The 22282-nt window shown below is 61.9% G+C and carries 18 protein-coding genes; 7 read left to right on the top strand and 11 right to left on the bottom strand.

Going from position 1 to position 22282, the window contains the following annotated elements:
• Nucleotides 1-2 precede the first annotated feature (2 nt).
• From V7M64_RS03580 to V7M64_RS03565, 4 genes are all read right to left on the bottom strand, one after another.
• Entirely contained in the window at nt 3-1121 is a 1119-nt protein-coding gene (locus V7M64_RS03580; RefSeq protein ID WP_333677077.1) for a DUF535 family protein, read from the bottom strand.
• Between the two features lie 690 nt (nt 1122-1811).
• The gene (locus V7M64_RS03575) at nt 1812-3284 is read right to left on the bottom strand and encodes an efflux transporter outer membrane subunit (protein WP_333677076.1); all 1473 of its coding nucleotides are present in this window, start codon (nt 3282-3284) and stop codon (nt 1812-1814) included.
• On the bottom strand, nt 3281-6457 hold the full coding sequence (locus V7M64_RS03570; RefSeq protein ID WP_333677074.1) for an efflux RND transporter permease subunit: 3177 nt from the start codon (nt 6455-6457) through the stop codon (nt 3281-3283). The genes V7M64_RS03575 and V7M64_RS03570 overlap by 4 nt, the downstream gene beginning before the upstream one ends.
• Complete coding sequence (locus V7M64_RS03565) at nt 6454-7590, bottom strand: efflux RND transporter periplasmic adaptor subunit (protein WP_333677072.1); 1137 nt, start codon at nt 7588-7590, stop codon at nt 6454-6456. The genes V7M64_RS03570 and V7M64_RS03565 overlap by 4 nt, the downstream gene beginning before the upstream one ends.
• Before the next feature lie 117 nt (nt 7591-7707).
• Here V7M64_RS03565 and V7M64_RS03560 point away from each other — a divergent pair, with 117 nt between their 5' ends.
• The gene (locus V7M64_RS03560) at nt 7708-8334 is read left to right on the top strand and encodes a TetR/AcrR family transcriptional regulator (RefSeq protein ID WP_333677070.1); all 627 of its coding nucleotides are present in this window, start codon (nt 7708-7710) and stop codon (nt 8332-8334) included.
• 159 nt (nt 8335-8493) lie between these two features.
• Here V7M64_RS03560 and V7M64_RS03555 read toward each other — a convergent pair whose 3' ends face one another.
• The 5 genes from V7M64_RS03555 to cyoA all read right to left on the bottom strand — a co-directional run bounded on the left by V7M64_RS03555 (nt 8494) and on the right by cyoA (nt 13465).
• Nucleotides 8494-9297, bottom strand: a complete 804-nt coding sequence (locus V7M64_RS03555; RefSeq protein WP_333677069.1) for an SURF1 family protein — start codon at nt 9295-9297, stop codon at nt 8494-8496.
• A gap of 155 nt (nt 9298-9452) precedes the next feature.
• Complete coding sequence (cyoD, locus tag V7M64_RS03550) at nt 9453-9851, bottom strand: cytochrome o ubiquinol oxidase subunit IV (protein ID WP_333677068.1); 399 nt, start codon at nt 9849-9851, stop codon at nt 9453-9455.
• Nucleotides 9848-10486 (bottom strand): cytochrome o ubiquinol oxidase subunit III, encoded by a 639-nt coding sequence (cyoC, locus tag V7M64_RS03545; protein ID WP_333677067.1) that lies wholly within the window; start codon nt 10484-10486, stop codon nt 9848-9850. Before cyoC ends, cyoD begins: the two co-directional genes overlap by 4 nt.
• A 2-nt stretch (nt 10487-10488) precedes the next feature.
• Nucleotides 10489-12447, bottom strand: coding sequence for a cytochrome o ubiquinol oxidase subunit I (gene cyoB, locus V7M64_RS03540; protein ID WP_333677115.1), 1959 nt, complete (start codon nt 12445-12447; stop codon nt 10489-10491).
• A gap of 52 nt (nt 12448-12499) precedes the next feature.
• Nucleotides 12500-13465: a ubiquinol oxidase subunit II gene (cyoA, locus tag V7M64_RS03535; RefSeq protein ID WP_333677066.1), complete on the bottom strand. Its 966-nt coding sequence runs from the start codon at nt 13463-13465 to the stop codon at nt 12500-12502.
• 485 nt (nt 13466-13950) lie between these two features.
• Here cyoA and V7M64_RS03530 point away from each other — a divergent pair, with 485 nt between their 5' ends.
• From V7M64_RS03530 to V7M64_RS03510, 5 genes are all read left to right on the top strand, one after another.
• A complete protein-coding gene (locus tag V7M64_RS03530) occupies nt 13951-15279 on the top strand; it encodes an MFS transporter (RefSeq protein WP_333677064.1) in 1329 nt (442 codons plus the stop codon).
• A gap of 273 nt (nt 15280-15552) precedes the next feature.
• Nucleotides 15553-16656: an enolase C-terminal domain-like protein gene (locus V7M64_RS03525; protein ID WP_333677063.1), complete on the top strand. Its 1104-nt coding sequence runs from the start codon at nt 15553-15555 to the stop codon at nt 16654-16656.
• A gap of 10 nt (nt 16657-16666) precedes the next feature.
• A complete protein-coding gene (locus V7M64_RS03520; protein ID WP_333677062.1) occupies nt 16667-17119 on the top strand; it encodes a DUF296 domain-containing protein in 453 nt (150 codons plus the stop codon).
• Nucleotides 17119-17502 carry a sensory rhodopsin transducer gene (locus tag V7M64_RS03515; RefSeq protein ID WP_333677061.1) on the top strand — a complete coding sequence of 128 codons (384 nt, stop codon included), beginning with the start codon at nt 17119-17121 and terminating at the stop codon, nt 17500-17502. Before V7M64_RS03520 ends, V7M64_RS03515 begins: the two co-directional genes overlap by 1 nt.
• 2 nt (nt 17503-17504) lie before the next feature.
• Nucleotides 17505-18515 (top strand): SDR family oxidoreductase, encoded by a 1011-nt coding sequence (locus V7M64_RS03510; RefSeq protein ID WP_333677060.1) that lies wholly within the window; start codon nt 17505-17507, stop codon nt 18513-18515.
• 81 nt (nt 18516-18596) lie between these two features.
• Here the strand turns inward: V7M64_RS03510 and V7M64_RS03505 are convergent, their stop codons facing one another.
• Together V7M64_RS03505 and V7M64_RS03500 are read right to left on the bottom strand one after the other, a co-directional pair.
• A complete protein-coding gene (locus tag V7M64_RS03505; RefSeq protein WP_333677058.1) occupies nt 18597-20540 on the bottom strand; it encodes a glycoside hydrolase family 15 protein in 1944 nt (647 codons plus the stop codon).
• A 1-nt stretch (nt 20541) separates the two neighbouring features.
• Nucleotides 20542-21126, bottom strand: a complete 585-nt coding sequence (locus V7M64_RS03500) for a DUF4396 domain-containing protein (RefSeq protein ID WP_333677056.1) — start codon at nt 21124-21126, stop codon at nt 20542-20544.
• A 554-nt stretch (nt 21127-21680) separates the two neighbouring features.
• Here V7M64_RS03500 and ahpC point away from each other — a divergent pair.
• Complete coding sequence (gene ahpC, locus V7M64_RS03495) at nt 21681-22244, top strand: alkyl hydroperoxide reductase subunit C (protein WP_333677055.1); 564 nt, start codon at nt 21681-21683, stop codon at nt 22242-22244.
• Nucleotides 22245-22282 lie beyond the last annotated feature (38 nt).

Below are 22282 nucleotides of genomic sequence, written 5' to 3'. Positions count from 1 at the left end.
CCCTACGGACCGTTGCCAGAGCCTGCCACAACCGGCGCCGGGATGCGCGGCGCGTCGTTCGCGGCATGCTCAAACCCAGGCGCAGGCGGCGCCAGCGCGTTCAGCAGCAATTGCTCGACTTCCCGTCGCAAGGCTTCGCGGCGGCGGAACGCAGCGCGATGATTGCTCGACACCTCCGCTTCCGACTTGTGCATCAACGAGGCCGGCAGCGCATACCAGCCGCCGCCGATGCGCCGGCCGTGCTGCTCTTCCCAGAACGCATCGTAGTCGGAATACAACGGACGGCCGCTGCGGCGCAGCGGGTGCGCATCGTTGCTGATCGCCACCAGCCGCTCGATGCCATAGTGGCGGGCAAAGGCGTAGACCAGCGACAGCATCAATTGCTTGGGCCGCATGCCATGCAGCAGGCGCGTGAGTTCGCGCACCACGTCCTTGGCATGGGCGCCGCGCGGCCCCTGCAGGCAGCCGATCATCACCGTCGGCAGTTCATCCGCGATCGAGAAGATGATGCTGTACAGCGGATCTTCGTTCCCATTGCACAGCTGCAGGCACAGCTCGCCTTCGCAGCCTTTGTCGATCGGCGGCCGCAGGCACAGGGTGAGCAGGGAGCCATCCTTGGCCGTCAGGCTTCCTAAACTCGCATGGCCCATGGCATAGACCAGCTCGTACAAACCGGGTGGCAGATGTGCTTTGGCAAAGCGGTAGTGCTGCTGCAGATAGGCCAGCCGGTCGCACCGGTGCCAATGCGCGTTGATATAGCGGTGCATGTGTCGTTCCAGCAGGCGCGGGTCGCGCTGGCGGTAGGCACTCATCACCGGGTCGTCGGCAATCGTGGCCAGGAAACGCTGATGCCGCGGCAGTATGCACAGGCTGCGTGCCAGATACTTCAATGCGGTGACACCGCGCTTGTACCAAGGCCCGGTCCAGTCGTGTCGGTGGCGCATGGAATCGAACAGGGTCGCGAGCGCGCTGGCATATTCAGCAGCGCTGACTGCGCCAAGGCCTTTTTCGAGCGGCGATCCGGCGCGCGCAGGCCGCGAAGGGGGCGCGTAGGGGGCGGGCAGAAAGGCGTCGAGCCCCATACCCAGGACACCGGCAGGCGGGCGGTTTGGATTGTTCAAGGCATGCGTTCCATCGGGAAAACAGGTGCGGTTTTCCTGATAGACGTTTGGGTGGCGCAAATTTGAAATGGCCTGGCTTAAGCCGTTCTCAGTGGCTTGATTGAGTCTCAGCTGAGCTTTTTTAAAATCTTGCTGTAGACCTCTTCATCCCGGCGGAAGCCGGGACCCAGTGTCTTTCGCTTTAAGGCAACACTGACTAAGTATCGCCGTCGTCATAATGTCTGGAAGGCTCGCAGAGTGTGTCGCGTGGCCGGGAAGGCTGGCCGTCTTGCCAAGCCGCGCGGCGCAGCCTGCGGGCCTTCCAGACATCACCCCATCACTTTGAATTCAACCTGTTGGGGCCAGCCCTGTCTGTCCGCATGCCGCAGGTCCGCCGTCTCGACAGACAACCAGTCTGCCTTCGCCGACGGCCCTGTGGCCTGCGAACAGGCAGGGCTGGTGACGGCGATACTCAATCAGTGTTGCCTTAAAGTCGCTGGGCCCCGGCTTTCGCCGGGGTGACGATATACATGGAGCGATCGGCCTTGCTGAGACACAACGCGAATCAGGTGTCATTGGAAAGGGGGCTGGTGTTGAGGTGAGGGTGCGGCCAGAGCGGACACAAAAACCTGCGGCAGCATTTGCTATCCGCTTCGCCTGTGCCCTCACCCCCGGCCCCTCTCCCAGTGGGAGAGGGGAGGTATCAACTCATCAATGCCGCGTATTTTCCGCCAGCGTCTCGGGCTGCGGCGTGCCCATCGCCTGGAACAATGCCGCCGTGTCCGCCAGCCGTGATGCGCGCGCCTGGATCTCCGTCAGTCTGGCGTTCTGCCAATGCTGCTCGCTCTGCACCATCGTCGGATACGACGTGCCGCCCAGGCGATAGCGCGCATCGGCGTTGGCGAAGGTCTGCTGCGCCGCCTTTGCAGCGATCTGCGCCGCTTGCAAGGTGGCAGCATCCTGATTCAAGGCGGTAAGTGTGTCGGCCACGTTCTGGAACGCGTTCAACACTGTCTGCTGGTAGTTGGCGATGGCCGCGTCGTAATCCTCGATCGCGGCCTTGCGCTTGGCGATCAATTCCCCGCCGTGAAAGATCGGCTGCGTCAACGAAAGCCCCGCGCTCCACACCGAACCGGCGCTGGTGAACAGCGTCGACGGCTTGAAGCCCTCCGTACCCAAGGTTGCCGACAATGAAATCTGCGGAAACAGGTTCGCCGTCGCCACGCCGACCTGTGCGGACGCTGCATGCACCGCCGCTTCCGCGGCCAGCACGTCCGGCCGCTGCCGCAGCAGATCGGAAGGCACGCTGACGGGCACGTTTTCCGGCAGATGCAGATCCGACAGCGTGAGATTCGCCGGTGCCTGGTCAGGCGTGCGCCCCAGCAATACCGCAAGGGCGTGACGCGCTTTTTCGGCTTGCGCGCGCAAGGGCGGCAGCGAGGTATCGATGCTCGCGGCTTGCTCGCGCAGGCTTAGCACATCGTCTTGCGATGCCGCGCCGAGCGCACGCTGGCGTTCCGTCAGATCGGCTTGATCGTGCGCAAGCTTGGATAGCTGCTCGCTGGTCTGTACTTGTTCGTCCAGCGACGCGGCGTTGATCGCTGCCGTCACGATGTTGGCCGCCAACGTCCGCTTGGCCGCGTCGAACTCGTAGGATTGCTGATCCACCTGCGCGGCCGTTGCCTGGATGCCATGCCGCGTGGCGCCGAACAGGTCGAAGTTGTAGCTGAGCGAAAGCTGCCCGGCGTAGACGTCATACAGATTGGTCGGCGGGCCAAATCCCGGAAAACCCAGCGCACGCTGCCGGCTGCTTTGCGCCTGGCCATCCAGCTTCGGCAACAGGTTCGCGCCGATCTGCGCGCGCAGCAGTTGATGCGCAGCCTCCAGCGTGTGCCTGGTCGCCGCAAGCGAAGGATTGTTGCGCAGGCCTTCCTCCACCCATGCGTTGAGCGTGTCGTTGCGGTATTCGCGCCACCACTGCGGGACGGCGCGTTCGCCCAGGCTGTAATGTTGCGCTACGCCATCCACTTTGGCCGTCTCTGACGGGAGTGGCGTGGCGGTGTACTGCGCCGGAGCGGGTGAAGCAGGTGGCTTGGCCGGCGGCGCGAACGCGCACCCGGCCAGCGCCACTGCCGTGGCAAGTGGCGACAGACGCAATGCAAGGATCATGTTTGCGGGCTTCATGTGGCAGCCTCCGGCTCCCTGGCGGGTTCATCGGCGCGCACGCGGAACCAGGTCGCGTACAGCGCAGGCAGATAGAAAAGGGTGAGCACGGTGGCAACGGTGATGCCGCCCATCAGCGCGGTGGCCATCGGGCCGAAGAAGTTGCTGCGCAATAGCGGAATCAGCGCGAGCACCGCCGCCGCTGCCGTGAGCGTGATGGGCCGGAAACGACGCACCGTCGCCCCGACAATGGCTTCCCAACGTGGATGACCGGCGCGGATATCCTGCTCGATCTGGTCCACCAGGATCACCGAGTTGCGCATGATGATGCCGAACATCGCAATCGTGCCCAGCATGGCGACGAAGCCATACGGCTGATGCGCAACCAGCAAGGCCACGATCACGCCGATCAATCCCAGCGGTGCCGTCAGCACCACCATGAAGGTGCGGCCGAGGCTTTGCAGCTGGATCATCAACAGCACCAATACCGCCACCAACAACACCGGCATCTGCACGTTGACCGAATTTTGCGCCTTTCCATTCTGTTCGACCGAACCGCCGACTTCGACGCGGTACCCCACCGGCAGATGCGCGCGGATATCGGCAAGCTTCTTGTCGACGGCGTTGGTGACATCCAGACCCTGCGCGCCATTGCGCGTATCTGACTGCACGGTGATGTTCGGTTGGCGATCGCGTTCCCAGATCACACCGTATTCCAAGCCGTAACTCACATGACCAAGCTGCGCGAGCGCAATAGCGGTGCCGCTTGCCGTGGGTATCGCCAGGCGTTCGATCTGATCGGGATGGATGCGATCACCGCGTTCGCTGCGCAAATCCACCGAGATCAACTTGTCGCGCTCGCGCAATTGCGTCACCGTGGTGCCTGAGAGATTCATGGCCAGGAAATCGGCGATGTCTTTCGAAGTGAGCCCAAGCTGGCGCGCCTTGAACTGATCCACCTCGAAGCGCACCGAACGCTCGGCCGGTTCATCCCAGTCGAACTGCACGTTGGTGGTGTCGGGATTGGCACGCATCACGCCAGCTACTTGCTCGGCGATGCCGCGCACCGTGGCGATGTCATCGCCTTCCACGCGGAACTGCACTGGGAAGCCGACCGGCGGTCCGTTCTCCAGGCGGCTGACGCGCGTGCGCACGGCGCTGAAGTCGCGCTTCAACTCGCCGTCCAGATAACTTGCCAGCTCTTCGCGCTTCTTCACATCCGTCGCCGTGATCACGAACTGCGCGAAGTTCGGCTGCGCCAGTTGCTGATCCAGCGGCAGATAGAAGCGCGGCGCGCCGCTACCGACGAAGCTGACGTAGTTGGCAATGTCCTTGCGTCCCTTCAGCACCGCTTCGAAACGTTCGGTTTCGCGCAATGTCGCCGCATACGAAGCACCTTCCGACAGGCGCAGGTCCACCAGCAATTCTGGCCGATCGGAACTGGGGAAGAACTGCTTGGGCACCAACCCGAAACCGGCCAGCGCGATCACGAACAGCGCCACCGTGGAGAGCAGCACCAGCCAACGCTGGCGCAAGCAGAAATCCAGCCAGCCACGGAAACGCCGATAGAACGTGGTGTCGTAGATCTCGATCTCTTCGCCGTCATGCACCGGCTGCACCGCATTCGCTGCGCGCGCATCATTCCAACGCCGCGGCAGGAAGCGCGCCCACCACTCCTGCCCGGGTTTGGCGCGCTGGTGGTGTTCCGGCAGCATGTGATAACCCAGCAGCGGAATCACGATCACCGCCGCCAGCCACGACACCAGCAACGCGATGGCCGAGACTTCGAAAATCGAGCGCGTGTATTCGCCGGTGCTCGACTTGGCCAAGGCAATCGGCAGAAAGCCCGACACCGTCACCAGCGTGCCGGTCAACATGGGAAACGCCGTGCTGGTATAGGCGAACGCAGCCGCCTTCACGCGGCCCCAGCCCTGTTCCAGCTTCACCGACATCATTTCCACCGCGATGATCGCGTCGTCCACCAACAGGCCCAGCGCCAGCACCAAGGTACCCAGCGACACCTTGTGCAAGCCGATGCCGAACATGTCCATGCACAGCGCCGTCGCCGCCAGCACGAACGGAATGGAGATCACCACCACCATGCCGGTGCGGAAGCCCAGGCTCAGCAGGCTCACCAGCAGCACGATCGCCACGGCTTCGGCGACCGACTCCAGGAAGTCGTCCACCGAGTGCGACACGGCATGCGGCATGCTGGTGACTTCGGAGAGTTTCAGACCTGCAGGCAGGCGTTTTTGCAAGTCACCGACCTTTCCGTCCAGCGCCTTGCCGAGATGGACCACATCGCCACCTGGCTGCATGGTTACGCCAATACCCAATACCTGCTGCCCCATGAAGCGCATGGTCTGGCTGGGCGGATCGTCATAGCCGCGCCGGATGGTGGCGATATCGCCCAGGCGGAAGCTTTTGCCGTTGATGTGCAGCAAGGTATTCGCCAACGCATCCATGTTGTCGAACTGCCCGCTTGGACGCACGAACACGCGGTCATCGGCGGTCGTCAGCACACCGGTGGATGCCACCGCGTTCTGGTCGTTGATTGCCTGGCCGATCTGCTGCGGGCTGATGCCGAGCTTGGCCAGCGTCGCGTTCGTCACGTCGATGTAGATGTGCTGGTTCTGGTCGCCGAAATAATCGACCTTGCCCACACCGGGCACGCGCAGCAGTTCCGTGCGCAACTGATCCGCGTAGTCGTGCAGTTGTGCCGGCGTGTAGCCATCGCCTTCCAGCGCGTAGATATTGGTGTAGACATCGCCGAATTCGTCGTTGAAGAACGGCCCTTGCACGCCTTGCGGCAGTTGCGACGCCATGTCGCCGACTTTCTTGCGCACCTGATACCAGGTCTCCGGCACCACGGCGGCTGGCGCCGAATCCTTGATGTTGAAGAAGATCAGCGATTCGCCGGGACGCGAATAGCTGCGCAGAAAGTCGATGTTCGGCGTCTCCTGCAGCTTGCGCCCGATGCGATCGGTGACTTCTTCCTGCACTTGCTTGGCGGTGGCGCCGGGCCAATAGGTCTGGATCACCATCACCTTGAAGGTGAACGGCGGATCTTCCGATTGCGACAGGTTCTTGTACGACAGCAGGCCGAACAGCGCGATCAGGCCCATCAGGAAAAACACCAGCGACTGATGGCGCAACGTCCAGGCGGAAAGATTGAAGCGTTCCTCGTGGCTCATTGCGGCGCATCCTCGGCATGCGGTGGCGCGATCGGCGTGACTTTTTCGCCGACGGAAACGGTGTGCACGCCTTGCATCACGATGCGCTCGCCGGGCTTCAGGCCACCGGCCAGCAGCACGTCGCGTTCCTCGTAGCGCGCCACCGTCACCGGGCGCAGCGCCAGCTTGGAATCCGTCGGATCCACCACCCATACGGCGGGATGCTCGTCTTGGTGGAACAAGGCCGTGACCGGAATTTTCACCACGGCATCGGCGGCGCGGCCGGCTTGCAGCGACACATCCGCCGTCATGCCGAGCTGCAGCGAGGCGTCGGCGTGGTCGACCGTGAGCTTGACCAGGTACGTGTGCGATTGCGCATCGGCCGCCGGGGCGATTTCGCGCACGCGCGCGGTGTACGTGTGCCCGCGCAGCGCGGGCAAGCTCACCGTGGCAACTTGCCCGATGGTGATGCGGCCGACGCGGCTTTCCGGCACGTCGACATACACCTCGCGCTCGCCTGCCCAGGCAAAACCGAACACCTGCTGCCCGGCTGCCAGTACCTGGCCGACATCGGCCTGCCGGCTGGTGATCACCCCGTCGTGATCGGCCACCAGGGTGGTGTAGCGCAGCTGGTTCTGGGCCAGCTCGTATTGCTGCTTGGCCTGGTCGCGGCCCGCCACGGCGGCGGCGTAGTTGTCCTGCGTCTGCTGCCATTGCAGCTGGCTGATCAGGTTTTGCTTGTATTGCGCGTCATCGCGATCGTGCTGCTGGGTGGCGAACACCAGCCGATGCTCGGCCGATTCCAGCGCCGCCTTGGCATTGGCCAGCTGCTTGTTGGCATCGGCCGGATCGAGCTTGGCCAGCGCCTGTCCCTGTTTCACCTGCTGGCCGGGGTCCACGTAGCGCTCCAGCAATTGGCCGCCCACGCGGAAGGACAACGGCATCTCGTAGCGTGCATGGACATCGCCAGGAAAGCGGCCGGCCACGGCGCCGTCGGCGGCCTGCGCCGGCATGGCGATCACCGGCACGGCAGCCTCCGCCTCTGGTGCTTTACGGCCGCAGCCGGCCAGTGAAATCAGCGAAATAGCTACGACATACGGTAGCCAGGCATGCCGCGGCAGCACGCGCGGCTGGGGGAAGGGGGAACGGCTCACGGGAAGCTCCTGGGGGTGGGGGCTCAGGCAATACAGCTGCGGACTCTAATCCATTATCGAATTCAAATACAACTATGTATTTCGATACACGTGCCATGGGTCGTGGTAGGATGCGCCATGCCACGCAAACGCCTTACCCGGGAAGAAAGCCGCGAACAGACCCGCCAGCGCCTGCTGGAAGCGGCCGCGGCAGTCATCGTCAAAAAGGGATTCGCCGGCGCCAGCGTGGAAGACGTCGCCGGGCATGCCGGCTACACGCGCGGTGCGTTTTATTCGAACTTCAAGAGCAAGACGGATCTGTTCATCGAACTGCTCAAGCGCGACCACGGCCAGGTTCAAGAAGACCTGCAGCAATTGCTGGATGCGGATCTTTCCAACGAGGACCTGCAAAAACAGCTGGCCCAGTTCTACGGCCAGTGCTATCGCGACCACGGCAGCTATGTCTTGTGGGCCGAAGCACGCCTGCACGCCGTGCGCGATGCCAAGTTCCGCCAGCGCATGAATACGCTGTGCCTGGAAAAGCGCGACATGATCGCCAGCTTCATCACACAGTTCTGCCAGCGCATGGGAACACGATTGCCGGCGCCGGCGGATGACTTGGCCTTTGCGATGATGGCGCTGATCGACGGAATGCTTTATTTCAACATGAGCATGCCTGGCGAGATGCCGGATGCGTCGACGGCGTCGGTATTGAGTACGGTTTTTACGGCGACGTTTTTTGGGACGCAAGCAGAGCGAAGATAGGTTGGGGCGTAAAGCTCCATGGCGCCGCAGACCAGCTCCCTCTCCCCTTCGGGGAGAGGGTTAGGGTGAGAGGCAGGGCTTGCGGGGAACCAGCTCGATGCATGCAGGTTTTGCTTTTTGAATCCCGCATGGAATCAGCCATCCCGCGACATCACCCCCTCACCCCAACCCTCTCCCCGGAGGGGGGAGGGAGTTCGAAGCTCGGCGGCGAAGTCGGTATTCGTCGTAGCCGACGTAAACACTCGCCCCCAGCACCATCAGCGCGAGCAGATACCAGGTAATCAAATAGCTCAGGTGATTATTGGGAAAGTTGATCACCGTCTTGCCGCCTTCCGGCCATTGGGTACCGCTGGCTTGCGTGGCATCCGCATCCACGAAATAAGGCGCCACGTCGTGGAGACCACGCGCGGCGGCGATCGCGGGGATGTCGCGCGTATACCAGTTGTTGTGTACCGGATCATTGTGGCGGAAGAAGCCGGACGGCTCGGACATGCGCAGCAAGCCCGTCACCGTCACCTCACCGCCGGGTCCCGGCGCGCAATGGCCATCGCGTCCGCACCAATCCACCGGCGCGAAACCGCGGTTGATCAGCACGATGGAACCATCGACTTCGCGCAACGGCGTCATCACCCAATAACCGCTGCCTTCGTCGGTGGCGGCCCATACCAGGGTCTGCTGGTCATGCAGGAATACGCCATTGAGGCGTACATGCAGATATTCGTCTTTTTCCGCCGTGATGGCGGGCCATTGCTCGCGCGTGGGCGGCGCGATCGGTGGCGCATGCACGCGGGCATCGACGCGGGTGATCAGTGCGCGTTTCCAGGCAAGGCGATGGACTTGCCAGTTGCCGAGCGAGACGAAACCGATGAAGAGGGCTGCGGCGAAAATGCCGAGCAGGGTTAGTGCGATGGGACCGTGAGGAGCGCGCGGCACATCGTAGGAGGAAGTGTCTTCGGGAGCCATGCGGGCAATGATCGCATGAGTCCTGTTTTCCCAACCGAAATGCTTCGAAATGCCTCAGCAACCGATGAGTTCCCTCCCGTCATTCCGGCGAAGGCCGGACCAAACATGGCGGCAAAACCACCCCTCACCGCAACTCGGAGAAGGAACAAAAGCACTCACGGCAAATTCTGCACGTTCTTCATCATCGACGGCATCATGTTCTGGTTGAGGTGATACATGATCCAGATCGATCCGCTCAACGTAATCACCACCAGCACGACGGTGAACACCAGGGCCAGCATGTTCCAGCCGCCCTCGGATTTCGCATTCAAGTGCAGGAAATAAACCATGTGCACCACGATCTGCACCGCGGCCAGCAACAGGATGAAAGCATCGGCGGGGCCCGTCTTGGAGAACGCACCGGACATCACCAGCCAGAACGGCAGGATGGTGAGAAAGGCCGCCGCCACGAATCCGGTCATGTAGCCCTTCAGCGTGACGTGGATCTGCTCCACGCCATCGTGTGCATGTTCGTGATGGCCATCGTCGTGCACATGCTGGGTGTGGTCGCTCATGACAGCACTCCCATCAGATAAACGAAGCTGAAAACACCCACCCACACCACGTCGAGGAAGTGCCAGAACATCGACAGGCACATCAGCCGGCGCTTGTTGGCGGGAACCAGGCCCTTTTTGCCGACCTGCACCAGCAGCACGATCATCCAGATCAAGCCACACGTTACATGCAAGCCATGCGTGCCGACCAAGGTGAAGAATGAGGAGAGAAAAGCGCTGCGCCCCGGCCCCGCGCCGATCGATACGAGATGCGTGAACTCGGTCAATTCCAGCGCGATAAAGCCTGCACCCAACAGCCACGTGACAATCAGCCACGCCATCATCGGTCCGCGGCGGTTGTGCTGCATTTCCAGCACCGCAAAGCCGTACGTGATCGAGGAGAACAGCAGCAAGGTGGTATTCACCGCCACGATCGGCAGTTCCAATACCTCTTTCGCCGATGGGCCGCCGGCATATTCGCGGCCCAGCACGCCGTAGGTGGCGAACAGGCACGCGAAGATCAGGCAATCGCTCATCAGGTACAGCCAGAAGCCCAGCAACGTGGCGTTTTCCGGATGGTGATCTTCCGTAACATGGAAACGCAGCGCTTCCTCCGCCCCGCTACCGCCGCTCACAGTCATGGTCATGTCGGTCATGCTCAGGCTCCAGCGCGGGCAGTTTCGACACGCCCCACTTCATCGGCAGGAATGTAGTAATCGCGGTCGTAGTTGAAAGTGTGGTGGATTCCCACCGCCAGCAGCGCCACGAACGATATCGCCGCGATCAGCCACATGTACCAGACCATGGCGAAGCCGAAGACCAGGCTCAGCACCGCCAGGTACACACCGGTGCCGGTGTTCTTGGGCATATGGATGGGCAGGAAGCCTTGCACCGGCCGGCGCCAGTTGTGCTGCTTCATCTGCCACCAGGTGTCGATGTCATGCACCTGCGGGGTGAAGGCGAAGTTGTACGGCGGCGGCGGCGAGGAGGTGGACCATTCCAGCGTGCGTCCATGCCACGGATCGCCGCTGGTATCGCGCAGCTGTTCGCGGCGCATGATGCTCACCGCGAACTGCACGAGCATCGCGACAATGCCGATCAGGATAAGCACGGCACCGAACGCCGCGATCTCGAACCAGATCTGCAACGAGGGATCGTCGAAATGGCGCAGTCGCCGCGTGACGCCCATCAAACCCAGCCAATACAGCGGCATGAAGGCGAAATAGAAGCCCACCACCCAGAACCAGAACGAGACCTTGCCCCAGAACGGATCGAGCCGGAATCCGAAGGCTTTCGGAAACCAATAGTTGACGCCGGCAAACATGCCGAACAGCACGCCACCGATGATCACGTTGTGGAAGTGCGCAATCAGGAACAGGCTGTTGTGCAGTTCGAAATCCGCCGGCGGCACGGCCAGCAACACGCCGGTCATGCCGCCGATCACGAAGGTCACGATAAACGCCACCACCCACAGCATCGGCACGTCGTACACGATGCGGCCGCGGTACATGGTGAACATCCAGTTGAAGATCTTCGCTCCCGTCGGGATCGAGATGATCATGGTGGTGATGCCGAAGAACGAATTGACGCTGGCACCCGAACCCATGGTGAAGAAGTGATGCAGCCACACCAGGTAGGACAGTACCGCGATCACCACCGTGGCATACACCATCGACGTATACCCGAACAGGCGCTTGCGCGAAAACGTGGACGTCACTTCGGAATACACGCCGAACGCCGGCAGCACCAGGATGTACACCTCCGGGTGACCCCACACCCAAATGAGGTTGATGTACATCATGTAGTTGCCGCCAAGGTCATTGGTGAAGAAGTGCGTGCCCGCGTAGCGGTCCAGCGTCAGCAAGGCCAGCGTAGCGGTCAACACCGGGAACGCTGCCACGATCAGCACGTTCGCCAGCAAGGCGGTCCAGGTGAAGATCGGCATCTTCATCATGGTCATGCCTGGCGCACGCATCTTCACGACGGTGGCGATCATGTTGATGCCCGACAACGTGGTGCCGACGCCGGCTATCTGCAAACCCCATATCCAATAGTCCACGCCGCTGTCCGGACTGGTTGGCAACTCCGACAGCGGCGGATATGCCAACCAGCCAGTGCGGGCAAAGACACCGATGAACAATGAAGCCATCACCAGCACGGCGCCGGCCACGGTCATCCAGAAACTGAAATTGTTGAGGAAGGGAAACGCGACGTCGCGCGAACCGATCTGCAACGGCATGACGAAATTGATCAGGCCAGTAATGAACGGCATGGCGACGAAGAAAATCATGATCGTGCCGTGCGCGGTAAAGATCTGGTCGTAGTGATGGGCGGGCAGATAGCCTTCATGCGTGCCGAAGGCAACCGCCTGCTGCGCACGCATCATGAGTGCATCGGCAAAGCCGCGCAGCAGCATGACCATCGCCAGCACGATGTACATGATGCCGATTTTCTTGTGGTCCACGCTGGTGAACCACTCGCTCCACAGATAACCCCATTTGCGGTAGTAGGTAACCAGGCCCAGCACGGCGATGCCGGCGATCGCCACGCCGATGAAGGTGAAGATCAGGATCGGCTCGTGGTAGGGGATGTCCTGGAGCGTCAACCGCCCAAAAATCAGCTTGCCGAGATCGGGAGAGTGAAGAGTCATCGCGGCACCGTGCTTCAGTTCACTGTGGATGAGCCATCAACATCGCTGCATGGCTGTCGGACGAAGCGGACGCTTCACTCCCACTCCCGCCAGGCCCGGGCACGCGAAGCATGTTCATGCAGGAAGGCCCCGGCTCAACGCAGCGATTGAGGATGGTTTGGAAAAGTCCCGGCGTGACGCTGCCGTAGTAGTGCACCGGATTCTTTTCGCTGGGTGCTTCCAGCGCGACATAGGTGGCGTGGTCCAGCGTATCGCCGTGGCTTTTCGCTTGCGCCACCCATTTGTCGAACGCATCCTGGCTCATGCCGTGGAAGGTGAAGTTCATGTACGAGAAACCGGCGCCGCTGTAGTTGGCGGACATGCCCCAGTAGTCACCCGGCTTGTTGATCACCGCCTGCAGCGTGGTCTGCATGCCCGGCATGGCATAGATCTGGCCAGCCAGCGCGGGAATGAAGAACGAGTTCATCACCGTGGAGGCGGTGAGCTTGAAATGAATCGGACGGTCCACCGGCGCCGCCATCTCGTTCACTACCGCAATGTTTTGCTCGGGGTAGATGAAAAGCCACTTCCAGTCGAGTGCGACCACGTCCACTTCCAGCGGCTTCATGTTCGCCGGTACCACCTTGCCGGACGCAATGCGGTCGAGCGGACGGTACGGATCGAGCTTGTGCGTGCTCACCCAGGTGATGGCACCGAGCGCAATGATGATCAGCAACGGCGCCGACCAGATCATCAGCTCCACGATGGTGGAATGATCCCACTCCGGATCGTAGTGCGCCTTTTCGTTGGAAGCGCGGTAGCGCCAGGCGAACACCAGCGAAGCGATGATCACCGGCACCACGATCAGCAGCATCAGGACGAACGAGGTGATGATCAGATTGCGCTGCTGCAGCGCCACGTCACCGGACGGCGACATCAGCACCGTATGGCAGCCCGACAATGCCAGGAGCAGAGCTAGCAGTAGCAGTCCGCGGAGAGTCTTCATGGACATGACCGACGCAACCGAATGAGAAGGGGGTACTGCTGTGTCGACAAGGTACGCCGATCGATAGGCCTCACGCAAATGGTTCCATGCCGAACTGCGGCATTTCGCCTGGCTGCCACGCGACTGTCACGTCGATACATCCAGAACCGGAAGCTGTCACAGCAGATAGCGGCCCTCATTTGGAGGAGTGTATCGAGAGGTTCGGCGGCGTTCGACATGATGGGCAAATGATGCCGAGTTAGGGCATGAATGCTTCGTGCACTGAGCGATGCACCGGCTACTGGAAATCCTTCATTCGTCATTCCAGCGAAAGCTGGAATCCAGTGCCTTTTCGCCAAAAATCGCTGGATTACAGCCTTCATTGGAATGGCGAGGAAAGACTTTCCGGCGACTGCAAAACAAAAAATCCACCTGCCCCACCCTAGCCTTGGCGCCACATCGGTGCCATGCTGTGCCCGCCGCACCTCCCTATCCGAGTAACGACGATGTCCAGTACGTTTGAGGATCAGCGTGAACCCGCCGGCTTGACTCCGGAAGATCTCGGGCGCATCCACGCCCACGCCCGCCTGGCGCCCGGCGAAATCGCCATCGGCGTCATCGTCGGGCGAACCGCCGAATACTTCGACTTTTTCGTCTTCGGCATCGCCTGCGTGCTGGTGTTTCCGTCGGTGTTCTTTCCGTTCGAAAGCCGATTGGACGGCATGCTGCTCTCGTTTGCGATCCTGTCGCTGGCCTTCATCGTCCGCCCGCTCGGCACCACGCTGTTCATGACGGCGCAGCGGCGCTGGAGCCGCGGCACCAAGCTCACCATCGCCATGTTCCTGCTCGGCAGCGCCACCGCCGGCATGGCGTTCCTGCCCAGCTACACCACGATCGGCGGCTGGGCCATCGGCCTGCTGACTTTCTTCCGCATTCTGCAAGGCGTTGCGCAGGGCGGCTCATGGGATGGCCTGCCCTCCCTGCTCGCGCTCAATACGCCGCCGGAAAAGCGCGGCTGGTACGCCATGCTGGGTCAGCTCAGCGCACCGATCGGCTTCCTGATCGCCAGCGGCCTGTTCCTGTTCCTGCGCACGGAACTGGCTACCGACGACTTCATCGAATGGGGTTGGCGCTATCCCTTCTACGTGGCCTTCACCATCAACGTCGTGGCGCTGTTCGCACGCCTGCGCCTGGTGGTAACGGAGGAATACACGCTTGCCATGGAAGAGCGCGAGCTGGAACCGATCGGCATCATCGACATGCTGCACCGGCAGGGCTACAACATTTTCATCGGCGCGTTTGCCGCACTGGCGAGCTATGCGTTGTTCCATCTGGTGTCGATCTTCCCGCTGTCGTGGATCGTGCTGGGCACGACGCAGGAGGTGAGCACGGTGCTTACCGTACAGATCATCGGCGCATTGGTCGGCATCATCGGCACCATTGCCTCCGGCGTCATCGCCGACCGCATCGGACGCCGCAGCACGCTTGGCACGACAGCCGTGCTCATCGGCATCTTCGCGCTGTTCGCTCCCTGGTTGCTGGGCGGCAACCAGATCGCGCAGGATGCCTTCATCATCATCGGTTTCGGCCTGCTGGGCCTGTCGTACGGGCAAGCGGCCGGCAGCGTCACGTCCAATTTCGAGATTCGCCTGCGCTATACCGGCGCCGCCCTGACCTCGGATTTCGCGTGGCTGATCGGCGCGGCATTTGCGCCACTGGTAGCGCTTGGGCTGTCGGTCCGCTTCGGGCTGGTAGCGGTAAGCGTGTACCTGCTCTCGGGCGTGGCGTGCACGTTGATCGCATTACGGGTGAACAAGGCGCTGGCGAACGAGTGACATTTCTGCCTACGTGGCTCGTGCAGGCCGGGATGGAATCTCGGCAGTCCTCTGGTTTTTTCGAAGCCGGGATTCGTCCCGGCCAACACTATGTTTCCAACGTAATACGCTCTTAAAGCACGCCAATACGACGCCGCATCCACATATCCACACCACATCGTTCACTCGTACATGACCCCGCTCCGCGCAGGATGAAACGCATCAGCGTTTTCTTTTTGCGGTCATGTCACTCGTACACGACACCTCATTCCATGCCGCTGGGGAACCCCTTCAGTGAGCACTGCCGCCACCAAGATCGACCGCGTCGAAGCGGCGGCCTATACGGTGCCTACCGATGCCCCCGAAGCCGACGGCACGACCAGCTGGGACGCCACCACCATCGTGCTCGCCAGCATCCGTTGCGGCGACTACGAGGGCCTGGGTTACACCTACACGCACAGCGCAGCGGCGGCGCTGATCGCCAAGCCGTTGCGCGATGTGCTGCTCGATGGCGATCCGATGGATATCCCGGGCCTGTGGCAAAAGATGCATCGCAGCCTGCGCAACATCGGTGCACCCGGCCTCGGCATGATGGCCTTGTCGGCCGTCGATCACGCCTTGTGGGATCTGAAAGCCAAGCTGCTGGGCGTTTCCGTGCTCACCTTGCTGGGCCGCGCACGCGAGAGCGCGCCCGTCTATGGCAGCGGCGGCTTTACCTCCTACACGGTGGATCAGCTGCAAACCCAGCTTGCCGGCTATGTGGAGCTCGGCATTCCACGCGTAAAAATGAAAATCGGCTCGCATCCGGAACAGGACCCCAAGCGCGTGTTCGCGGCACGCGAAGCGATTGGCGAGGACACGCGCCTGATGGTCGACGCCAACGGCGCCTATGGGCGCAAACAGGCGCTGACGCTGATGGACGCGTTCGACGAATGCAAGGTCGACTGGTACGAAGAGCCGGTGTCTTCGGATGACCTGGCGGGCTTGCGGCTGGTGCGCGACCGCGTGCGTCACAACGTCGACGTCGCTGCCGGCGAATACGGTTGGGGCAACTGGTATTTCGCGCGCATGCTCGATGCCGGCGCGGTGGACGTGCTGCAGATCGACGGCACGCGTTGTGGCGGTTTCACCGGCTTTCTGAAGGCCGCCGCGTTGGCGCAAGCTTACGGCATACCGATTTCCGCGCACTGCGCGCCGCATCTTCACGCACACGTGTGTTGCGCGGCACCCGATGTGCGGCACATCGAATACTTTCACGATCATGTCCGCATCGAATCGATGTTCTTCGATGGCTTGCCGACGTTGCGCCGCGGCGAACTGGTCGTTGACATCGCGCGTGCGGGATTGGGCCTTACATTGAAAAAGCAGGATATCGAAGCGTATCGCGTCAATGCTTGAGGAGGTCGCCATGCAGCAGCAGCTCATCCGTCATGGCCAGGGCTCCCGCACCTGGTCCATCGTGCTCGACCGCGGCGAGGAAGTGAATGCATGCCTGAAGGATTTTGCCCGGCGCGAAATATTGAGCGCCACCAGTTTCACCGCCAGCGGCACCTTGCAGGATGCCGTGCTGGGTTATCTTGATGCGGAAAAAAATGCTTGCCATCCCCGGCAAGTGGCTCATCCCACGCAGGTGCTGTCGCTGGTCGGCGATATCGCCTTGCGCAACGGCAAGCCGCACATCCGCATGCGCGCCGTACTCGGCGGCAGCGATGGCAACACTTTCGACGGACACCTGCTGGAAGCGCACGTGCGCCAGCAGATGGAAGTGATCATGACCGAAGCCCCGGTGCAGTTGCACAAGGGCTATGACGCGGATGCCGGGCTTGCCTTGTTCAAACAGCATCAAGGGGAGGTCGGATGATGACGCCCCGTTCCGTCGGCAGCCGCTGCTGGGCGATTGCGGAAGGCTATATCCCGCTGGATAAGGCACCGAACGATGATCCGCGCCTGATGAGCCATGAATCGGCCTGCATGCTCAACACCAACGATCAGGATGCGCAGGTCACCTTGACGCTCTATTTCAAGCAGCGCGAACCGGCCGGCCCGTATCGCGTGGTCGTTCCTGCGCGGCGCACGATGCACCTGCGCTTCAACGACCTGTCCGATCCGGAACCGGTACCGCGCGATACCGATTACGCCACGCTGATCGAGTCGGATGTTCCCATCGTTGTGCAGCACACGCGCCTGGATTCGCGCCAGGCGGCACTCGCGCTCCTTTCCACCATCGCCTATGCGAGTGAATGACCATGAAGAGCACTCTTCCCAAGAGACGACCTGAAGTCGTGGTGATTACCGGCGCCTCCGCCGGTGTCGGCCGCGCCACCGCCCACCGTTTTGCGCGCGACGGCGCATGGATTGCCCTGCTCGCACGCGACAACCCAGCGCTTGAGCATGCCGCCAAGGAACTGCGTGAATTGGGCGGTATGGCGCTGCCCATACCGGTCGACGTGGCCAACGCCGAACAAGTCGAGGCAGCCGCCGAACGCATCGAGCAGGAACTTGGCGCCATCGATATCTGGATCAATGCCGCCATGACCACTGTCTTCGCACCCGTCAGCGAGATCACGGCCGAGGAATTCCGCCGCGCCACCGAAGTCACCTATCTCGGCGCCGTGCATGGCACGCTTTCCGCGCTCAAGCGCATGCGCCCGCGCAATCGCGGCACCATCGTGCAGGTCGGCTCGGCGCTGGCCTATCGCGCCATTCCCCTGCAGGCGCCCTATTGCGCGAGCAAGTTCGCCATCCGCGGCTTTACCGATGCATTGCGCGTGGAGCTGCTGCACGAACGCAGCAAAATACACGTCACGATGGTGCAGCTGTCGGCGTTCAACACGCCGCAATTCGAATGGGCACGCAATCGCCTGGATGGCCGTCCGCAACCGGTGCCACCGATCTTCCAGCCGGAACTGGCCGCACGCGGCGTGTATTGGGCGGCCCACCACCGGCGCCGCGAAGTGTGCGTGGGCTTTCCCGCCGTCAAGGCGATCGTGGCCAACAAGTGGTTTCCCTCGCTGGTCGATCGCGTGTTGGCGAAGCAGGGCTACGCCGGCCAAGTGGACACACAACCCGTGCCGGAGGAACGGCCCGACAACCTGTTCGAAGCAGCACCCGTGGATTACGGCACGCATGGGCGATTCGATGCGCGCGCCAAGTCCATCAGTTTGCAATGGTGGTTGACGTCGAATCGCAATGCGTTGCTGCTGGGCGCCGGCGCACTGGCAGCGTTGATGTTTGCGCGAAGGAGCCGGCTGGAGTGAAGCAACACCGAACCCCGACACCGCATGTGTGCACATGGGGCGCCGTTGGGGTTCGCGTTCCGAGCGCCCCAACCCACGCCGCTATGACGTAGTTCCTCCCAATCCCAACGCTGCCACATCCAGTACCCAATCCTTCGCCTCGACGCCTGCGCAAGACCGCTGCTTGGCCTTGCTCGCTTCCACCATCATTCGCTCTGCGTGCTGCACACGGTCGGCATGGGTGCCCTGCAGGGCCTCCGGGCCGCCGTGTTCGACGAAATCGAGCAATACCGCCGCGTGAATCAGTGCCAGATGTGACAGCGCCTGCGGAAAATTGCCGAGGAAGCCGCCGTCGCGTGGATCGATCTCCTCCGCATATAGCCCGACGTCATTGCTGAGTCGCAGCATGGTCTCGAACCACGACGTCGCCTCTTCGGTCTTGCCGGCAAACAACAACGCATCCACCAGCCAAAATCCGCACGCGACGAAGGTGCCCTCCTCGCCATCCAGACCGTCGCCGCCTTGGTAGCGATAGACGCCTCGTGGTGTGGCGAGCTGCGTTTTTATTTCGGCTATGGTGTTTTGCAGGCAACCTTGGGGAAGTGGAAAGTCGATGATCGGCGCGCGTAGGGCCACGGCATCGAGCGTATCGTGGTCGTAGCACTTGCGCAGCCAGCCTTGCGGTGAAATGGCGTGCTGATGCACGTCTTCGACGATCGCCCGCATCACGTCTTCATAGTCGCGGCAATCCAGCAGCACCTGTGCGCGGTCCAGCGCCACCCAGCACATCATCTTGCCGTAGACGAAGTGTTCGGGTTTACCGCGCTCTTCCCAGAAGCCTTGCCCGGGTTCGCGCCAATGTTCGGCGACGTAATCGGCGGTGCGACGCAATAGCGCAAGTTCGTCTGGCTTCAAGCAGCCGCCCAGCTCGCGAAACAGCATCAGCCAGTCCATCACGTCACCGTAGACGTCGAACTGGCGCTGACGATGCGCGGCATTGCCGATACGCACCGGACGGCTACCGCAATAGCCACTCAAGTAAGACAGCTCGCGCTCGGGAAGATCCATTTCGCCACGCAGGCCATAGACGATTTGCGTCGGGAATATGTCCCCTGCGCCGCAGCTGAAGAGGAACTGCCGGAACTCTTCCGGCTCTTCTTCATAGCCGAGGGCGGAAAGCGCAAACAGCGTCAGCGTGGAATCGCGCACCCAGCTCAGGCGGTAATCCCAGTTGCGACGGCCGCCTCGCGTCTCCGGCAAAGACGTGGTTGCCGCGGCGACGATGGCGCCGCTGGGAACGTAGGTCAGCAGCTTCAGCGCAAGCGCGCTGCGTTCGACCGCATCCGCGTAAGGACCTTTGTAGCCGCAGCGTCCACTCCACGCCTGCCAATAGGCCGTGGTGATGTCCAGCAAAGTGTCCGCTTGCGACAGTGCATGGGACGGATCCGCGCATGTACCGGCCATCAGCACGATCCGCACTATTTCGCCTTCACGCAGCTCCATCACGGCACTGCCGCGTGTCTCGTCGACGTCGAACGGCCGGTCGCATAAAAATGCACCGTCGTCCCATGCCATGCCCTGCTCGATGCGATGCACATGCGGTTTTCGCTTGCCCCATGCCACGCCCGGCAACATGTCCAGGTTCAAACGCACACCGCCTTCGGTAACCCGGATGATGCGCACCAACCACGGCAGGGCATTGACCCGGATGAAATCGTCCTGCGCAGCATCCGGTTGCCGCCCGACCGGCATGAAATCAGTCAACGTCGCCACGCCCGATGGCGTGGTGAACCTGATTTCCAGCACGTTGGTATGCGGCACGTAGCTGCGCGTAGCCTGGAATGGTGTCATCGGCCGCGTATCCAGATAGCCGCCGACACGATCGTCGAGCAGGTGAAAGCACAGTGGGTCGGAATCGAAAGCGGGCAGCGCGCACCAATCCACACGCCCTTCGTGGGTAACCAGCGCTACGCCGTGGCAATTGCCGACGGCGGCATAGCCGCTGATATCCGGGCAACCCAGGTTGTCTTGGCTAGCGTTTTCCATGTCACATCGCGTGTTTGATGCCAATACAGAGCGGCCACCCGTTTACCGGGCAACTGGTGATGAAGCCGCCTACCATCGCCCATTGCGTCGCCAGCCAGGACCCCGGCTGGCTGGCCGGCATCCGGGCGCCCCACACCGGCACAAACATCGGGGATTGGATCAACGCCATCACGCCGCCCATACCTACCTGCCATGCAGCCAGCGACGGGCTGTCTGCTTTAACGGCAGCGGCAAGGCCCTGGCTCGGGGCCCGCCGACCGTGCAACCGCTGCCGCAATGCAAGCTGCTTTTCGCCATCGCCACAGGTAACGGCGCCGGGTCGCGCTGCCTGCCGGGCACATCCCCCACATCCGGCACGCCAAAACATACATGTCGGATCAGCACCCACGTCGTGCGCGAACAACGCGGCTACCTGCCACGCGCCATCCATGATGCCCATGCGCTGCGGATGACCGGTGACGTGCACAAAGATCGCGACGGCCCAAAGCCAAGCCAGGCCCAGTGTGCCGAGCGCGATAAGGTGCAGCCATTGGGCCACATCGTGCATCCGATCCATGCCCGTCCACGGTTGCTTAGCTTCCGCCATTAAGCAATCCGAATCGTGCAGTGGGTGTCGTTGCCTGATGGAGGACGCGTGGACATCCGCACGGAGGCGGACTCATGTGATGTCGCTTGGGCCACTTGCGTCGACTTCGTGAAGGAAAGATCAAAAATCCCGACGTTCAATGCGGTGGCGTTCTTGTCGCAAAAGACGTGGTCGAGCGACCGTGCGCATAGGGAAAGGAGCCACAGCCCCGGAGCGGCGAAGAGAAAGCACAGCGTGGATTCGCTACGTGCAAAGTCGGGCACGATGCGAGCGACCCCTTTGACAGGTATTGAATTGGCACCATGTTATGGTGCGCTCCTTCAAGGCGGTCGCCCCGGTTTGTTGAGGAATGTCCCCTTGAAAGACGGAACCAGCGCCGTTTTTCCGGGCATGCAGACACGGCCAGCCTTTTGGCAACGATTGACAGGCGGCCTCAGGCGCCGATAGGCGCCATGAATGATACTGATCCCAACAATCAATTGGCCCTTTCGATAGACCGCCCCTATTCTTGCAAACCAATCCCCCTTACCAACCACTCAACGGAAGAAAAGCAGATGTCGCTGATCAACACCGAAATCAAACCGTTCAAGGCCACCGCATTCAAGGATGGCAAGTTCATCGATGTGACCGAGGCTTCGCTGAAGGGCAAGTGGTCCGTGGTGGTGTTCTACCCCGCCGACTTCACCTTCGTGTGCCCGACCGAACTGGAAGACCTGGCCGACCATTACGCCGAGTTCCAGAAGCTGGGCGTTGAGGTCTACGGTGTTTCCACCGACACGCATTTCGCGCACAAGGCATGGCACGACACCTCCGACGCGATCAAGAAGGTGCAGTACCCGCTGGTGGGCGATCCGACCGGTGCGCTGACCCGCAACTTCGACGTGATGATCGAAGAGGAAGGCCTGGCGCTGCGCGGCACCTTCGTGATCAATCCGGAAGGCGTGATCAAGGTATGCGAAATCCACGACAACGGCATCGGCCGCGACGCCAGCGAGCTGCTGCGCAAGGTAAAGGCCGCGCAGTACGTCGCTTCCCATCCGGGTGAGGTGTGCCCGGCCAAGTGGAAGGAAGGCGCCGCCACGCTGAAGCCGTCGCTGGACCTGGTCGGCAAGATCTAAGTGCAAGTTTTGGCGATCCCCGCAACGGGTGATCGCCT

The sequence above is a fragment of the Dyella sp. genome (genome assembly GCF_036746095.1).
GTDB lineage: Bacteria > Pseudomonadota > Gammaproteobacteria > Xanthomonadales > Rhodanobacteraceae > Dyella_B.
Note: the sequence above shows the minus strand (reverse complement) of the source record. Positions and strands in the feature narration are given on the sequence as shown.